The 17,058-nt window shown below is 33.2% G+C and carries 13 protein-coding genes; 5 read left to right on the plus strand and 8 right to left on the minus strand.

From position 1 onward, the window contains the following. Nucleotides 1-12 precede the first annotated feature (12 nt). Together pepF and guaC are read right to left on the minus strand one after the other, a co-directional pair. Complete coding sequence (gene pepF / locus AABL52_RS00230; RefSeq protein WP_341518723.1) at nt 13-1,830, minus strand: oligoendopeptidase F; 1,818 nt, start codon at nt 1,828-1,830, stop codon at nt 13-15. Nucleotides 1,831-1,967: 137 nt separating this feature from the next. After that, nucleotides 1,968-2,951: a GMP reductase gene (gene guaC / locus AABL52_RS00235; protein WP_000432444.1), complete on the minus strand. Its 984-nt coding sequence runs from the start codon at nt 2,949-2,951 to the stop codon at nt 1,968-1,970. A 240-nt stretch (nt 2,952-3,191) separates the two neighbouring features. Here guaC and AABL52_RS00240 point away from each other — a divergent pair, with 240 nt between their 5' ends. The 3 genes from AABL52_RS00240 (at nt 3,192) to AABL52_RS00250 (ending at nt 7,340) form a co-directional block, all read left to right on the plus strand. After that, nucleotides 3,192-4,223 carry an acyltransferase gene (locus AABL52_RS00240; RefSeq protein ID WP_000827022.1) on the plus strand — a complete coding sequence of 344 codons (1,032 nt, stop codon included), beginning with the start codon at nt 3,192-3,194 and terminating at the stop codon, nt 4,221-4,223. Between the two features lie 187 nt (nt 4,224-4,410). Beyond that, entirely contained in the window at nt 4,411-5,856 is a 1,446-nt protein-coding gene (gene dbpA / locus AABL52_RS00245) for an ATP-dependent RNA helicase DbpA (protein ID WP_341518724.1), read from the plus strand. Between the two features lie 245 nt (nt 5,857-6,101). Continuing rightward, nucleotides 6,102-7,340, plus strand: coding sequence for a hypothetical protein (locus AABL52_RS00250; protein ID WP_341518725.1), 1,239 nt, complete (start codon nt 6,102-6,104; stop codon nt 7,338-7,340). A 192-nt stretch (nt 7,341-7,532) separates the two neighbouring features. Here AABL52_RS00250 and AABL52_RS00255 read toward each other — a convergent pair whose 3' ends face one another. Continuing rightward, on the minus strand, nt 7,533-8,093 hold the full coding sequence (locus tag AABL52_RS00255; RefSeq protein ID WP_098872831.1) for a DUF1836 domain-containing protein: 561 nt from the start codon (nt 8,091-8,093) through the stop codon (nt 7,533-7,535). Nucleotides 8,094-8,257: 164 nt separating this feature from the next. On the opposite strand from AABL52_RS00255, the gene trhA reads away from it, so the two are divergent. Further along, complete coding sequence (gene trhA / locus AABL52_RS00260; protein WP_341518726.1) at nt 8,258-8,905, plus strand: PAQR family membrane homeostasis protein TrhA; 648 nt, start codon at nt 8,258-8,260, stop codon at nt 8,903-8,905. A 168-nt stretch (nt 8,906-9,073) separates the two neighbouring features. Then, nucleotides 9,074-10,090: a UDP-glucose 4-epimerase GalE gene (gene galE / locus AABL52_RS00265; protein WP_341518727.1), complete on the plus strand. Its 1,017-nt coding sequence runs from the start codon at nt 9,074-9,076 to the stop codon at nt 10,088-10,090. A 50-nt stretch (nt 10,091-10,140) separates the two neighbouring features. On the opposite strand, the gene pelG is transcribed toward galE, so the two are convergent. The 5 genes from pelG to AABL52_RS00290 are packed head-to-tail and all read right to left on the minus strand — an operon-like array spanning nt 10,141 to nt 16,967. Next, entirely contained in the window at nt 10,141-11,595 is a 1,455-nt protein-coding gene (pelG, locus tag AABL52_RS00270; protein WP_000907287.1) for an exopolysaccharide Pel transporter PelG, read from the minus strand. After that, nucleotides 11,583-13,004 carry a GT4 family glycosyltransferase PelF gene (gene pelF, locus AABL52_RS00275; RefSeq protein WP_341518728.1) on the minus strand — a complete coding sequence of 474 codons (1,422 nt, stop codon included), beginning with the start codon at nt 13,002-13,004 and terminating at the stop codon, nt 11,583-11,585. The genes pelG and pelF overlap by 13 nt, the downstream gene beginning before the upstream one ends. A 3-nt stretch (nt 13,005-13,007) precedes the next feature. Beyond that, a complete protein-coding gene (locus tag AABL52_RS00280; RefSeq protein ID WP_120451070.1) occupies nt 13,008-14,840 on the minus strand; it encodes a DUF2194 domain-containing protein in 1,833 nt (610 codons plus the stop codon). After that, a complete protein-coding gene (locus AABL52_RS00285) occupies nt 14,824-15,744 on the minus strand; it encodes a hypothetical protein (RefSeq protein WP_000576663.1) in 921 nt (306 codons plus the stop codon). The genes AABL52_RS00280 and AABL52_RS00285 overlap by 17 nt, the downstream gene beginning before the upstream one ends. Next, a complete protein-coding gene (locus AABL52_RS00290) occupies nt 15,744-16,967 on the minus strand; it encodes a GAF domain-containing protein (protein WP_000559009.1) in 1,224 nt (407 codons plus the stop codon). The genes AABL52_RS00285 and AABL52_RS00290 overlap by 1 nt, the downstream gene beginning before the upstream one ends. Nucleotides 16,968-17,058 lie beyond the last annotated feature (91 nt).

The raw sequence follows: 17,058 nt of genomic DNA on the forward strand, positions 1-17,058 counted from the left end.
AGGGCTTATTTTTTATTCTTGATAAGAGCGTTCTAATTCATCGATTAAGGAGCCGACGTAAGAAACAGCTTTACGGATTGCATCTGGTTTTGACATATCTACTCCAGCATGTTTCATTAATTCAAGTGGTTTCATCGTACCACCAGCGCGAAGTACATCTAACCAGCGATCAACGGCAGGTTGCCCTTCCTCTTTAATCATCTGAGCTACCGCAGTAGATGCAGTGAGGCCTGCGGAATAGGTGTAAGAATATAAGCCCATATAATAATGAGGTTGACGCATCCAAGTTAAGCCAGCGCCTTCGTCAATTTCTACAGAATTTCCCCAGAATGTCGAAAGTACATTTGTTTTTATTTCAGTTAAAGTTGTAGCTGTAAGTGCTTCTCCTTCTTCTGCTAGCGTATATACTCTTCTTTGATATTCTCCCTCAAGTAAGTGAGTAACAAAGTTATGATAATATGTGCCAAGTAGTTGCAGAATCACCCATCTACGCATTCTCTTATCGTCAGTCGTCGCTAATAAATGCTGGGCTAATAGTAATTCGTTCATCGTAGATGGTGCTTCGACAAAGTACATAGATGGACGTACATTCATAATACGTTGGTTTTTATTTGCTAAATAAAAATGACCAGCATGCCCAAATTCATGGGCTAATGTGAAGCATCCACGCATCGTATTTTGCCATGTAATTAAAATGTATGGATGAGAACCATATGGACTTGAACAAAATGCCCCTGTTGATTTCCCTACATTATCTGCAAGATCGACCCATCTCTCTTTAAATCCTTTTGCCATAATGGAACCATATTCATCGCCCAATACTTGTAAAGAGTCTTGAATGAGTTTTCCGGCTTCTTCGTATGTGATGCTTGGATTAAATTCGGGATCTAAAGGTGCATGTAAGTCGCAGAAAAGCATTTGATCGAGTCCTAATACTTTCTTTTTTAAATCTGCAAAACGGCGCATATGAGGTGCTAATTCCTTGTATATAATATCAAGTTGATTGTCATACATTTCAAGCGGAACTTTTTGAGGTTCCAAAAGCATATGAGTAACAGATTCAAATTTGCGTAAACGAGAGAGTGTTACTTGTTTTTTTACTTCAGTCGCATATGTTGTTGCCACTGTATTTTTATATCGTTTCAAGGTGGAAACAAATGATGAGTACGCTTTTCTACGTATGTCTACGCTTGGAGAAAACTCATATTTACTTTCAAATAATGCAAATGATACAGGGAGTTCGTTTCCTTGTTCGTCTTGTATGGAGGTAAAATCCATGTCGGCTAATTTAGTCATACCATAAATTTTGTATGGAGAACTATGTACTTCGCCAAGTGCAGCAAGAGCTTCTTCTGTTTCAGGAGAGAGCGTGTGCGGCCTTTTTTGTAGGATGTCTAGTAATGATTTACGGAAAGGTTCGAGTTTTGTTTCTTTAGTTAAATATTTTTCAATTGTTCCTTCGTCAAATGAGAGGATTTCATTATGGATAAAGGATAATGCAGTATGCACTTTCGTCCATAAAGCAGCAATTTTGGAAGAGTTCGCTTGAATAACTGGATTTGTACGATCAGCAGATTCTTTTAAATTTGCATAGGAGTATAGTTTTGTTAATTTCATTAAAAGCTCTTCTTCTAAAAGTAGGCAATGTAATAAGGTAGTGGGGCTAGTACGTAATTGTCCTTTAAACGCCTCAATTTTTTTTATATCGTCTGTTAATACACGTAATGCAGTTTCCCACTCTTTATCAGATTCGTATAAATCAGAGAGGTCCCATGTTAGTTCAGTAGGGACTTCTGCGCGAATATGGCGTTTCTCAATTATATTTTTCATTTGTTATATCCCCCTTATCATAAGTATCTAAAAACATGATACTAGAAAATTCAGTAAAATGAAAATATTTAACATTTCTATATATGAAAAAGAAGGACAAGCATAAAAATACTTGTCCTTCGAGTTAAATTTAAAAATTAATATACTTTATCACCGTTGAAAATAGAGTTTTTCACGACTACATAATCTACAGTACGAATTGAGTCTAATTTTGTTCCACCAGCGTAAGAGATAGAAGATTGAAGATCTTGTTCCATTTCGATTAAAGTATCTTCTAAAGAACCTTTATGCTCAACGAACATTTTCTTACCTTCAACGTTTTTCTTCTCGCCTTTTTGGAATTCAGAAGCTGAACCGAAATACTCTTTATAAAGTTTGCCGTCTTTTTCGATTGTTTCCCCTGGAGACTCTTCATGACCAGCGAATAGAGAACCGATCATAACCATAGTCGCCCCAAATCGAATAGATTTAGCTACGTCGCCGTGTGTACGAATACCACCGTCAGCGATAATTGGCTTACTTGCAGCTTTTGCACACCAGCGAAGTGCAGCTAGTTGCCAACCGCCAGTTCCAAAGCCTGTTTTAATTTTAGTAATACAAACTTTACCAGGTCCAATACCAACTTTTGTTGCGTCAGCACCAGCGTTTTCTAATTCTCTTACCGCTTCTGGAGTTCCAACGTTTCCAGCGATAACGAAGCTTTCTGGTAAATGCTTTTTAATATGTTGAATCATGTTGATTACCGCATTAGAATGTCCGTGCGCGATATCAATCGTGATGTATTCAGGTGTAAGTTGCTCAGCAGCTAATTGTTGTACGAATTCATATTCGTCCTCTTTTACACCAACGCTAATAGAAGCGATTAATCCACGTGATTGCATATCTCTAATAAATGAGATACGTTTCTCTGGTTGGAAACGATGCATGATATAGAAGTAATTGTTTTCAGCTAAATAAGTTGCGATTCTTTCATCAATAATCGTTTGCATATTAGCAGGTACGACAGGTAATTTAAATTTATGTTTACCTAAAGTGACAGTTGTATCACATTCAGAGCGGCTGTTCACAATACATTTTGCAGGAATTAATTGAATATCTTCATAGTCGAATACGTTTTCCATCATTTACACCCCTAAAATACGAATATTTTATTCAGTTTGTTTAAAAATGTTCGTCCAAATGATAATTTACATTATTTTCACTCATAAGTCAAAGGTTTTCATGATTATATTTAAAAATTAAAATTTAGCCGCCTATGTTGTAAGTTCATATAACTAAAATGTGTTTAAACATAGCATTATTTGATGTAAAATTATGTTTGGAAAAGAAAAGTTAAATAGGTAAATTTAGGAGGGCTGTTAATGAAGCGCTTAGTATATATGGATTGGTTGCGTGTATTAGCAACAATCGCAGTGGTTACAATTCACGTTTCTGCTGGTTATGCTTCTATGCTAGATGCAAATAATGTATCACGCTGGATGGCTGGTAATCTATTTGAATCGATTTCACGTGCGAGTGTGCCGATTTTTGTAATGATTAGTGGAGCCTTATTGTTAAAAGGAACGAAAGATATTTCAGTCGGGGAATTTTTACAGAAGCGTGCAAGTAAAGTAATTATACCTTTTGTAGCTTGGAGTGCTATATTTTATGCATATGGAGCATATGCAGGATATTTCCCGGCATCTTTAAAGCAAGGGATAAAGCACTTTTTAACGGATACAATTGGGGGACATTTATGGTTCTTATACATGATTGTAGGTATATATTTAATTACACCTTTACTGAAGATATTTGTGAAGAACGCTAAAAAAAGAGAGATAGAATACTTTTTAATTTTATGGCTATATGCGTCTGTTGTAGTCAATTTAGTTAAATATTATTATCCTATCAACTTTAATATTGAATTATTTTACGTTACAAATTATGTAGGGTATTTCTTACTTGGTTATTACTTATCCAATTACGATATGACGAAAAAGTGGAGAAATATTTCTTACATTGGAGGACTTGTAGGATTTATTAGTACATTCTTTATTACATATTACTATACAGTAAAAGCAAATGGACAGTTAGAGCAGTTTTGGTACGGATACTTTGCGCCAGGCGTTGTACTAATGGCGATTGGATTATTTGTATTTTTCAAATATGCTTTCCAAAAATCAGAAAGAGAATTACCATTGTTATTCCGTTTTATAAATCAAGCAAGCCTTGGAATCTATATTCTTCACTTCTTCTTATTAAATAACTTGTTGTACATGGTTTTCCCTAAGGTAAATGAGCGTGTGCATGCAATATTGGCAATACCTATTAATGTAACGATTACAATTGTTCTTAGTCTGGTAATTACGTTAGTATTGCAAAGAATACCAGTTGTGAAAAAATTGGTTCCGTAAAAATGAATACAGTATAGATAGGGCAGACTTATTATGAAGGCTGCCCTTTACTATTTTAAAATTATACTTAAATAAATTTAGGTTTAAACGAATTAAAAACAGTGGATTAATATAGTATCTTACTATAGTCTAAAGTGAGGTATGAAGAACAGAATAAGTTAAATATAAAATCAAATGAGGTTAATATATGAGTAAAAAAAGCTTTAGTAATTATGCATTAAGTAAAGAAGTAAGACGAGCACTTACTGGTTTAGGATATGAGCATCCAACAGAAGTGCAAGGAGAGGTTATTCCAGTTGCATTGCAAAAGAAGGACCTTGTTGTAAAGTCACAAACGGGAAGTGGAAAAACGGCTTCGTTCGGGATACCACTTTGTGAAATGGTAGAGTGGGAAGAGAATAAACCACAAGCACTAGTTTTAACACCAACGAGGGAACTTGCTGTTCAAGTGAAAGAAGATATTACGAATATAGGACGATTCAAAAGAATTAAAGCTGCTGCAATTTATGGTAAATCTCCATTTGCACGTCAAAAATTAGAGTTAAAACAAAAGACGCATATTGTAGTAGGGACTCCAGGACGTGTGTTGGATCATATTGAAAAAGGAACCCTTTCTTTAGAGCGATTGAAATATTTAGTGATTGATGAAGCAGATGAAATGCTAAATATGGGCTTTATCGATCAAGTAGAGGCAATTATTGATGAATTACCTACAAAAAGAATGACAATGCTATTTTCAGCAACTTTACCGAAAGATGTTGAAAGGTTATCCCGTACATATATGAATGCACCAACTCATATTGAAATTAAAGCAGCTGGGATTACAACAGATAAAATTGAACATACCCTTTTTGAAGTAAGGGAAGAAGAGAAGCTCTCACTTCTTAAGGATATAACTATGATTGAAAATCCAGACAGTTGTATTATTTTTTGTCGTACACAAGAAAACGTAGACCATGTATATAGACAGCTAAAACGAGTTAATTATCCTTGTGACAAAATACACGGTGGTATGGTACAGGAAGATCGTTTTGAAGTTATGGATGATTTTAGAAAAGGAAAGTTCCGTTATTTAGTAGCAACTGATGTAGCTGCGAGAGGAATTGATATTGATAATATTACACATGTTATTAATTACGATATTCCATTAGAAAAAGAAAGCTATGTACATCGTACAGGAAGAACGGGACGAGCTGGTAATAGTGGAAAAGCCATTACATTTATAACGCCTTATGAAAATAGATTTTTAGAAGAGATTGAGGAATATATTGGATTTGAAATTCCAAAGGAACTGGCACCTTCAAAAGAAGAAGTTATAAAAAGGAAAGCAATATTTGAAGAAAAAATATATGCTAAACCAATTATAAAGAAAGATAAAAGTGCAGACCTAAACAAAGGAATTATGAAATTGTACTTTAATGGCGGAAAGAAAAAGAAAATTAGGGCAGTAGATTTCGTTGGTACAATTGCTAAAATTCAAGGTGTTTCTGCTGATGATATAGGTATTATTACAATACAAGATAATGTTTCGTATGTTGAAATATTAAACGGAAAAGGACCACTTGTTTTAAAGGTTATGAGAAATACAACGATAAAAGGTAAACAATTAAAAGTTCATGAGGCAATTAAATAAATGAAAATATCCACTTTAAAGGTGGATATTTTTTTGGGGATTACTTATAGAGCAGACAATTTGAATGGGCTTTAACTAATACGTAATTGACGATTGTTTTTTTGTATGTTAGTATATTTATTTAATTTTTTTACCATTGAATGGAGAAATTGTTAATTCATTGAGGAGTATATTTTTATATAAGTAAATCAATTTCAATTTAATTGTTGTTGTAAGCTATAAAAAGTAAGGACGGTGTTTATTAAATGAATTTTACTCAAGATAGGTGGAGTTTAAAATGGCTTCATTTTTATTTGATTGTAGTAGTTGTTGCATCTCTGTTATTACGTTTATATTTAGCATTTCATTTAGAAGGATATGAACGAGATCAACTATTTTTTGTGGATTGGATGAATACAGTAGGTAAATATGGACTAGGTGATGTGTATGCACATGGAGATTTAGTAAACTATCCGCCATTTTTCTTAGCTCTTTTAGGTATTTATGGGGATATATTGTCGTTTTTTAATACATATGTGGAAGCTGCGGGTGTTTTAATTCGAGTCCCATCCATTGTATTTGAAGTAGTAGCTATAATTATTTTTGCTATAGTTTCTAAAAGGATGGACAATTCGATTGTGAGAGCAGCATTAGTAACATTTTTTGCATTTAGTCCAGCCGTTATAGTGGATGGAACTATTTGGGGTCAAGTAGATATGCTACATAGTATATTGATGGTTAGTTCTATTTTATTACTAATGTCTAAGCCAACTTGGTCTGGTGCTATTTACGCTATAGCGTTACTGGCTAAATTTCAATCAATCGTAATTGCGCCTGTATTTGCTATGTATTTCTTAAAAATCATTTGGGAAAAAAAAGAAGGCAAGCAATTAACCAAATTTGTAATGGGGTTCTGTATTCCTTTATTAATATTCGGTTTGTATTTCGCAGCGCATGGAACATTTATCACGATGTTAAAACAAGCATATTTGAATGCGGTAGGTACGTTCCCAACGGTAACTGTATTTGCTATGAACATTTGGTATTACGCGATTGGTACGGATCCTAATACAGTGGATACTATTCAAATTTTACCACATATTACATTGAAGACAGTTGGATTAATACTCTTGTCTATTGCAGCGGCATTAACTTGTTTATATGTCTTTTTCCATCGTCATATGAATACGGCAGTTCTATTAAAAGCAGCGACTTTTATAAGCTTTGCGTTCTTTATGTTACCTACGCAAATGCATGAGAGATATGCTTTCCCAGCATTAGTATTTGTCATCTTTTTACTGCTATATGAAATGAAGTGGACAGGAATAGCTTTAGGATTAACGGTAACAATCTTTTTAAATATAGTAATGGTTCTGTATGCGGGCTCTAATACGAACATGGGAATGTTTATCGTTACTATTAATGTTTTTATTTTCTATGCTATGTGTAAATTATTAGTAAAAGAGTATTATGATCGCTTTGGATTACTAATAAAGAAACAATAAAAATTATAATTTTAAGGGGAGGTACATTTTGCTAATATGCAGAATGTGCTTTTTTCTATTGAAAATAGAAAAATAAACATGAGAGGATACTTAGAAAATATAATTTCTAAAATACTACAATCATTCGGATAGTTGAAGTGTATTCTAATAAATATAAAACGCTACCTGCTTTTAGGTAGCGTTTTATGGTTATTAGGCTTCTTCTAAATCATCAATCAACTTCTCAGCTAAGCGCCTATACATATTACTCATCGACACAAATGATGTTAGTAATAAAAATTTCTCTAGGTTCGGATCTTCTAAAGAAGAAATCTCACTTACTTCTGAAACACGGTTATTTACGTCTTGTGTAAAGCTTTCGACGTTGTTTTCGGTAAGAGAAAGATAATCTTTATATAGCGTATTTAATTCGAATGAATCATCGCTTAATAAGGATTCATTTATATTTTCTAAGGAGCTTTTTATGTCATTAATGGAAAGGGCCCCTTTTAATTGATAAATTAAGCTAATTAAAATCATATGATCTTTTGAGTATTTTTTATTTTTGATTGGAATAAACAGTTTCCCTTTTGCGTAATTGTTAATCATTGTTTTTGTTAATACTTTTTCATCATCGGTTCTTGTTGTATCCGCATAAGTATTTTCAAATAGTTGGACAACCTGGTCTACATACAAGTCGACATTTGGAATATCCTCAAGTGTAATATTTTTTTCTAAATGTAATGCTTCAAGCAATTTGTTTATATTTTCCACGTGGAACCCCTCACTTTTATAACTTAGTGGAGCATAATGTTTAGTTTATCTCTAAATATGGTATTACGAAACAAATGAATTGTAAATGTTGACCTCTAATAATAATGTGTATATAATTACATGTAGTTATTAAAACTACATGTAATTATATGAGGGGTGTATATATGAATACTTATATAAGAGAACCGGTTAATGCTTTTACCCACTTGGGAGGAGCCGTATTATCATTTATTGCATTATTAGCTATGCTTGTAAAAGTTTCTATTAAGACGCCATCTTTTGCGGCAATTACAGCTGTTATTTTGTTTGGCATCGGAATGATGGTTCTGTATACAGCATCAGCTGTATATCATAGTGTTGTAGCCAGTGAACGTGTTATTTATTTCTTTCGGAAGCTTGATCATTCTATGATCTTTATATTGATTGCAGGTACATATGCACCATTTTGTTTAATCACATTACATTCCGCAAACGGTTTATTATTATTTTGTTTAGTGTATGCAACGGCCATTTGTGGTATTGTTTTTAAAATGTTTTGGTTTAGTTGTCCGAGATGGTTATCAACAGCAATTTATATTACAATGGGCTGGTTAATTGTTCTGTTCTTTGCACCGTTAGCTGCTAACTTAAGTGCAGGAGGTATCGTGCTGCTAGTACTTGGAGGCATTCTTTATACGATTGGTGGATTTATTTATGGAACAAAGCCAAAATGGTTAGAGTTTAAACATATGGGGCATCATGAAATTTTTCACGTGTTCGTGTTATTGGGAAGCCTTGCCCACTTTTTAAGTGTATATTGTTACGTAATTTAATTAAAAAATGCCACATGATTTTAGTTATGTGGCATTTTTTAATTGTTTAAGTGGACTCCTGTATAGAATAAAATGTATGTTTCTGTGTTCACATAATAAACATATAACAAGGGATACATGGTATAATTTGGTTAATTCATATTAAAGATGATATGGGGGACTAAAATTATGGCAGTACTTGTAACAGGTGGAGCAGGATATATTGGTAGTCATACATGCGTAGAATTACTGAATAATGATTATGAAATTATTGTAGTAGATAATTTGTCAAACAGCTCAGTAGAGTCTATCAATCGAGTGAAAGAGTTAACAGGAAAACAATTTAAGTTTTATAAAGAGGATCTTGTGAATTACGAGGCATTGAATAAAATTTTTGAGGAAAATACAATTGAAGCTGTCATTCACTTTGCAGGTTTAAAAGCTGTGGGGGAATCGGTGGCAAAGCCATTAATGTATTATCATAATAATATTATTAGCACATTAGTATTATGTGAAGTGATGCAAAAACGTAATGTGAAGAAGATGATTTTTAGTTCATCTGCAACGGTATATGGCATTCCAGAAACATCACCAATTACGGAAGAATTTCCATTAAGTGCAACAAATCCATATGGTCAAACGAAATTAATGATTGAACAGATGATGCGTGATGTAGCATTTGCAGATGAGGAATGGAGTATTGCACTACTTCGCTATTTCAATCCATTTGGTGCACATGAAAGTGGGCGTATTGGAGAAAATCCAAATGGAATTCCAAATAACTTAATGCCATATGTAACACAAGTAGCGGTAGGGAAATTAAAAGAATTAAGTGTATTTGGAAATGACTACCCAACGAAAGATGGAACGGGCGTCCGTGATTACATTCATGTTGTAGACTTAGCACAAGGTCACGTAAAAGCGCTAGAGAAAGTACTGAATACAACAGGAGTAGATGCTTATAATCTGGGCACAGGTACGGGGTATAGTGTAATAGAGATGATTGAAGCATTTGAAAAGGTTTCATGCAAAAAAGTTCCTTATAAAATTACGGAGCGTCGTCCTGGTGATGTGGCAGTATGTTTTGCGGATGCGTCGAAAGCGAAGCGTGAATTAGGCTGGGAAGCAAAACGTGGATTAGAAGAGATGTGTGCAGATTCTTGGAGATGGCAATCAAATAATAAAAATGGCTATTTAGAAGTTTAATATATAGATAAAAAAATGACCTTTGCATAAGCAAAAGGTCATTTTTTTATCTATTTCTCGTTAAGTTTATTAGCTAATTTGGTAAAAAAAGTTCGCTGCTTTATAGGAATATTTGACTGACAAAATGTATAATAATCAATATCTTTAATGTAAGTAAAGAGTCTAGAAATACCATATAGGAATGTAATAGAGGATCCAACTGCAAAACTAATGCCGTAACCATTGAATCCGAATGGAAGCAAGAGAAGGCTTAATAACAGGTTTGCAAAAAAGAAAATAGCTGATGTTCGAAATGCCCCTTTACGATCCTCAAAGTATAGGAGTAGTAACGTAATAACGAGCACCATTCCATTTGCATAAGCACCAACTATAGTTAGTTGCAGAATAGAGTAATTAAGTGTTGTGTTTCCAGACTGTGAACTAAAAATCCATATTATAAAAATAATAAGTAAAGAAAAAATACCTTGATTACGAAGTATACGTTCCATTTCCTGCTTTAAGACAAAGTTCATGGAATCTTTCAATTGTAAAAGCGTATTTAATGTTCCGCCATTATTTACCGAACCGAAGAACTTTTTATATCTTTCATAAAATCTGGTTTCAATGGATACTACAAAGAAAATATAGGTTGGAATAATACTTAAATACGCCCAGAAAACAGAAGTATCATAAATTTGATGATAAATAAAGGTATCTTCAATATTTCCTCGCCCTTCTCCAAACCAAATAACAAAATTACATACCCAAATACCCACATTGTAAAATAGGCTTGACCAAAATAACTCTGGATATTTATCTAAATAAGAAAGAAAGGTAAATTGTTCAGTAGCATCACTATTTGGAAACATTCGTACAATAACGATACTTAACCATACTAGTGTAATGAAAGTACCGAGTGTAAAAGAAATTAAAAGCAATAGGGCAGAGCCATGTTCTAGCCCAAGTGTAGGATGCCAGTAAGCTATTAGTGCAATTCCGGATAGAGAAAAAATGGAGCCGATTAAAAATGCAAGGGCAATTGATTGATAATCTTTAGCTGCTGTTAAATAAATGGACTGAATCCAAATGATATTTAAAGCTAAAAATAAAAATAGCATCACGATTTTATAATACAAGGCCAATGGTGTAAAAAATGCAAACAAAAGCCATAACATAATAGCTAAAAAAAGTGTGATTTTCGTCATTCCTAAAAATGAAGAAAATACTTTATCAGCTTTTTGTTCGTATAAAAGGTCAGCTACATATCTAGTTACAATGAGCTGCAATGCCCCGTATATAATTTGAGAAAAAATAAAGCAATATGAAATTGAAATAGTGAAAAGGCGCTGTTCTTCAATTGAAATAGAATGAAATAAACTTAAAATGTATCGAATAGCTGTTACTGCTAAAATAACGACTAACCAAGGACCAGCTGTAACAAATAAAGAAAATCCATAAGCTTTTACCCTTGAAGAATAGTAGTCTTCTTGAAATAATTTTTGTAATCGAAATCCTATGCCTGCCATGTTTTTGCACCCCTTTCTGAATAAAGCTTACGATAACTATCAACAACACCTGCTAATTGATAATATGCTTCAATACGATTACGCCCATTGTTTCCGAATTGATGAATGGATTCAGGGTGACGATAATACCATTCTAAGTGAGTGGCAACTTGTTCAGGAGATACAGGTGGTACAACAAAGCCACATTGGCCGTAAGGGTCTTCATCTTGTCCATAAATTAATTCTTTACAAGAACCAACATCTGTAACAACCCATGGTAATCCGGATGCCATTCCTTCTAACATAGCTAGTGGTTGTCCTTCAGATATACTAGTTAATACGAGAATATCCGTTTGTTTTAAGTAATCTTTAATATTTACTCTACCAGTCATTATTACATGCTCTTTTAATCCAAGTTGCTGAATTAAATCACGACATTCTTGAGCATACTCAGGTTCTTCTGTATCAGGACCTAATAAGTAGAATATAAATGGAATATCTTTTTCTAATAATAATTTAGCTGCATAAATCATTGTTTTTACATCTTTAATTGGGACAACTCGTATAATAGCAGAAATAATGAGTTTATCCGAATTATATTTTGGTTTACGTAGCCCTTTATAGTCAGATAAAGTAACGCCATTTGGAACAATTTTTAGTTTATGGGCCGGAGCGCCTAAGTCTTTTTGATATGCACTATTCCGGCCGAATAACGTAATTACATCTGTAGCTTGTTCATATGCTTGGTGAGATAAATGGTGGAAGAAAGAAACCCACCTTTTTTTGTATTCAATTGGTATCCACGTTGATTGGAGTATTTCCTCCTCACGTTCCCGCGAATAAATACCATGCTCTGTTAGAATAAATGGTATGTCAGACTTGGCACTAATTGCAGCCCCAAGGAGCCCACCATAACCTGTAGATACAGAATGAATAAGATCTAATTCAGGAAAATCAATTTGTAAAATTTGAATGATTGGTGTGAACATAGATCTCCACATCCAAAAGTAATTTAAGAAAGAACCACTACTTTCTTCATACAAATAACTTTTTTTCACTATTTCATAAAACTCACGACTTTCGAAGAAGGAATGCAGTGTTCCTAGCTTTTGCTTGTTTCCTAATATTTGTAATGCTGTTGTGTCGTTAGCTTGGAATGTAAACCATTTTTGGAGTGTTTGTACTTCATCGGTAGTTAAATTGGTTTTTACATGTTTTGAGTCACTTTCTAGTTGTAAGGGAATCATAATGATATCTTTTACATTACTAGGAATTTCATATTGATATTCCTCTTCTGTTTTTACTTGCGGTACGATCGCAAAAATGGTGAATTCATGTTCTTTAAATTGCTGGATAATCATTTGTACCCAGCTTGCTACTCCGCCACTGACAAAAGGATAACTTCCTTCAACGACTAAACCTATTCTCATCTGCTATGCTCCTTTAATTGGAATTGTAGCGTTGGCTTTTTTCAATATAACGCTATAAATTTGTGAATCTAGTTTTGTAACTGTACCGTATGGGAATGAACCGGTTTTCAATTTCTTTCCTTCTTCTACACGTATAATTGTTGCAGTATGGTTTGGTAACCCTTTATATGCAATATGAACAGCATCATCTTCATAAGAAACAGCTAAATCACCAGTTTGATAAATTTTCATGGAAGTAGTTGCTTCGCTTTGAGTCATACTTTTTATATAAGGATATCTTTCGCGTATTTCTTTAATTGTCGTTTTATAAGCTTTAAATAATTCTTCCCATGTTAGATTACCCGAGCGTTTTTCGTCAAGGATATCATCTGGATGGACGAAATGTGAGATAACCCCTAAATTTGCGGTAACATCAGCTAAAATAAATTGTTCTTCATCTGGGATAGCATAGCCACTCGTAATACGCGGGAAGTGATAAATGTTTTTGTTGTGTTCATCTGGTCCAAATTCTTGAATTAAACTGCCGTTACTTTTACTTCCCACATATAGAGAAGCAACTGTTTCCATAGTTGGAACCGCGTCGTTTAATGCACTTAATCCAGTTGTATTTATAATATTGGATGGTGGTACATAGGTTTTTAGTTTTTCGTTTGGAAAGAAGTTATACACGAGTTTTTGTAGAGCATCTAAGGAGCTCTCCATATCCTCTTTTGAATTCCATGGAACATATTCAAGTGCTTTATCTACTGGGTCTGGTGGTAATAATAAAGGTTGATGGTTATAGCCATGAATACCGATTTCTCCACCGTGACTTAATAATTCTCTCCCAAATAATAAATATGTATTTCTATTTTTACCTGTGAAATCTTCAAAAGGTGGCGTTACTTTATTTTGGTATGTCCCAATTGCAACACCCGTATATTTAATATCAAGTTCTTCAGAGATATCCTTCATATTTTTCCACCAATGTTTTTTATAAAATTCTTCAACAGAAATTTTTTCTGTTGTTAAGTTTTTTAGTTCTCCACTTGGAATTGGAGATGGGAAGTCATCAATATACATAATCTCCGCTCCAAGTTGTGCTGTAGCGAAAGTCGGAAAAATAGTACCCAGTGATTGAACGAACATACCTCTACCTAATTTATCGTTCAATGCTGTTGTATTCCAATATAAAACTTTTCCTTCACCGTAGTCATTGGTCCAAAGGATGGGAGTATCTTCTGCCGTAATCCAAGTATTAGTTGTATTCTCATCTAGCGTAATACTCATTGAGCTATGAGTAAACAATGGAGAAGAACTTGAGAGATCAGGGTAACCAGGGAATAAAACTTGTTCAAAATTTAATCCCTTTGCATCTGTGAATCCCTTTTTTTGGTTAATGCCAAATAGGGGGTTCCAGGAAGGATCTGAATCGAGCCGATTGGCAATAATAAGTTTTCCACCCAACTGTACAAAATTTTGGATATCGGCTTGTGGTAGTTGTGTCATTCCTTCACCTGTAATAATGATTCCTGTATAAGGAGAGGGAGTAAGTGTCTTAATTTCATTAGCTGTAATGTCTTTATAATGTAGGTGGGCATAGTCCATTGCCTTTTTTGTATGAAACGTAACTTGTTCCCCTAATTTATTATCCGTCGTTAAAACGTAGAATTGCATTTCTTGGCCATTTGGATTTACATTTTTCGCCGTTACTGTTTTAACGGCAGTTGTTTCCTTAGTTTTAGGAACAGAAAAAATTCTATAAAAATTATCTGTTCGATATATTAAGATAGATATAATTAGGAGAAGTAAAGTAATACTGATAATCCCAATATATATATTAATGCTCTTCTTCAATGTGTATGCCTCCAAACTGCTCTACAAATAACTGATACTTACGTGGTAGAATATGAACTTTTTTTGTAAATGTTAGATTATCAATTAATTTGTAAAGTTTGTCCCATAATTGTTGTTCGTAGTATAGTTCCAGTAATCCGACATAACCGTAATATGATTCAGGATTAAGGTGGATAAGGTGTGAAAATTGTTCTTCGGATTCTACATATTGTTTTTTGTATAGAAGTAGATTTCCAAGTTGGAAAGAGTAGAGCAATTCGTTAGGGAAAAATTCTATACTTTTTATAATGAAACTCATAAATTCATTAATTATATTTTCTTTTTGTTGATTAGAAAGTAGGCCACTTTCTATATACCTTAAGTAATTAGAAACCAATTCTTCTGCAATTTCGTTTTGGGGATGCTGCAGAAATTGTTTATTTAAGTATCCAATCTGTTTTTCATAACGTTCATTTAGTAAATTAATCGTAGTCGCAGCATAATGTACAGTTTCAGGATCTTTATGATGAATTGCTTCTTTCAATAATCCACCTTCATTAGAAATGGTAGAAGAACTTAATTGTACAATTAGTTGTTTATGTAACTCCGGTTTATCAATTTCTAATCCAGAGGAAAATGAAATAAGGTCCATATCTTGTTTAGCTGATTCCAAAATATCTTCATAATTATCAACTTGAAAGGAAACATAATCAGAATACTGTTGTAACCACTCTGTTTTGGAACGTTTTATATTAAGTAATAACATGATTACTGATACAATAAGCCCAAGAAGTGGAAACAGAAGAGAGACAATTAAGCAAAACTCAATAATTCCTTTTTTATTTTCTGTAATTAAACCTTTCGTAAATCGAAATAAGAGAAAAATTAAAATAGCATATATAATATAAAGAAGGAGGAAAATCATTAGAATATCACTCCTTCAGCAGTGAGCGCATTTTGTATACGGGTTTTAACTTGTAATAAAAACTTTTCTTCGGTACCAGGTAATAAAATCATGATTTTTTGATGGGTTGTGCTATAACTGAAGATATCGATATCACGTAAATGTGCTTTTAAGATTGAATTTATTACTTGTAAAGAATCTTGTGATGCATGGAACTCAAAATAGGAATATGGATATGATAATGTTTCGTAACGTTTTTGTTCGATTTTTAATAAATGTTCAAATTCGTCTTCATAGTAAATACTTGTTTTAGGGAATGTACGCTCTTCTTGACTAGATATCCAAATATTAGAAGCGTTTTGTAAACGGTCGCCCATCCAGCGTAAATACCATGTGAAAAGTTCGAATTGTTCAGAAGTGATTTTGGAGAATTCTATTTCATCTAAAATAATGATGTATTGTACATTATCTTGGAATAAGACAGGACCAACTAAAAGTGGTGCGTCTTGAGAATCTCCTTCTGTACGGAAAAACGGTCGATTATGAGCTAACGCATTTTTGATGACTGATGAAGAGTTCTTAACAAAAATTGATTGAGGTAAAGTGTTTTCACCAGTTTCAAATCTTAATTTAATGCGAAGAGACTGTTTATTGTTATCTATGTGATAGATACCAATTTTTTTCGCACCAAAATATGTTTTTAATACATTCATTCCTTCGTCTAATACAATTTCAGGATGTGTATGATTTAAGGCTTTGAACATATGGTACATTTTAGATAAGTGATTGTTTGATTCAAGCACACGGGAACGAAGTGTAATACGTGTTTCATCCAATTGTTTAATAACATATTTTAGCTCTTTATTTTCAGATTTGAGTTCAGTATTTACCATATGTATATCTTCATAACGTTCTTTTTGTGAAGTACTCATTAATCCGCAATATAAACTAATCACAAGCAAGAAAATCCAACTTATCCAATCATCTGATGAATAAAAGTAAAGTAGTACATCATCGCCTTTATATATACCCCTTATAAAAATATAAATTATTGATTCTAGAAATGTGAAAAGTGCGATCGATATACCGTATCGGCTAGAAATAATTAATGTAATAAATAAAAGTATGAAATATTCATGTGTAGATGTAAAAAAATCGGTTAATATTGAGAGAACAAATAGAGCAATAAAGAGAATAGTAGGTTCAATTAATTTCATAAATAAATTGGATTGCTTATAGTGCATAAATAGACCCCTTCTTTCATTTACCAATTTAGCTCCGAGGAATAATACATGAAGTAAAATAAACAGGTATTTTAAAATATATATTTTCTGC

It is taken from the genome of Bacillus paramobilis (genome assembly GCF_038096195.1).
In the GTDB taxonomy this organism is placed as follows: domain Bacteria; phylum Bacillota; class Bacilli; order Bacillales; family Bacillaceae_G; genus Bacillus_A; species Bacillus_A mobilis.

Coding starts and splice junctions, on each gene's coding strand:
- galE (WP_341518727.1), top strand. CDS start 9,074: ATGGCAGTACTTGTAACAGGTGGAGCAGGATATATTGGTAGTCATACA.
- guaC (WP_000432444.1), bottom strand. CDS start 2,951: ATGGAAAACGTATTCGACTATGAAGATATTCAATTAATTCCTGCAAAA.
- AABL52_RS00285 (WP_000576663.1), bottom strand. CDS start 15,744: ATGATTTTCCTCCTTCTTTATATTATATATGCTATTTTAATTTTTCTC.
- pelF (WP_341518728.1), bottom strand. CDS start 13,004: ATGAGAATAGGTTTAGTCGTTGAAGGAAGTTATCCTTTTGTCAGTGGC.
- AABL52_RS00290 (WP_000559009.1), bottom strand. CDS start 16,967: ATGCACTATAAGCAATCCAATTTATTTATGAAATTAATTGAACCTACT.
- trhA (WP_341518726.1), top strand. CDS start 8,258: ATGAATACTTATATAAGAGAACCGGTTAATGCTTTTACCCACTTGGGA.
- pepF (WP_341518723.1), bottom strand. CDS start 1,830: ATGAAAAATATAATTGAGAAACGCCATATTCGCGCAGAAGTCCCTACT.
- pelG (WP_000907287.1), bottom strand. CDS start 11,595: ATGGCAGGCATAGGATTTCGATTACAAAAATTATTTCAAGAAGACTAC.
- dbpA (WP_341518724.1), top strand. CDS start 4,411: ATGAGTAAAAAAAGCTTTAGTAATTATGCATTAAGTAAAGAAGTAAGA.
- AABL52_RS00240 (WP_000827022.1), top strand. CDS start 3,192: ATGAAGCGCTTAGTATATATGGATTGGTTGCGTGTATTAGCAACAATC.
- AABL52_RS00250 (WP_341518725.1), top strand. CDS start 6,102: ATGAATTTTACTCAAGATAGGTGGAGTTTAAAATGGCTTCATTTTTAT.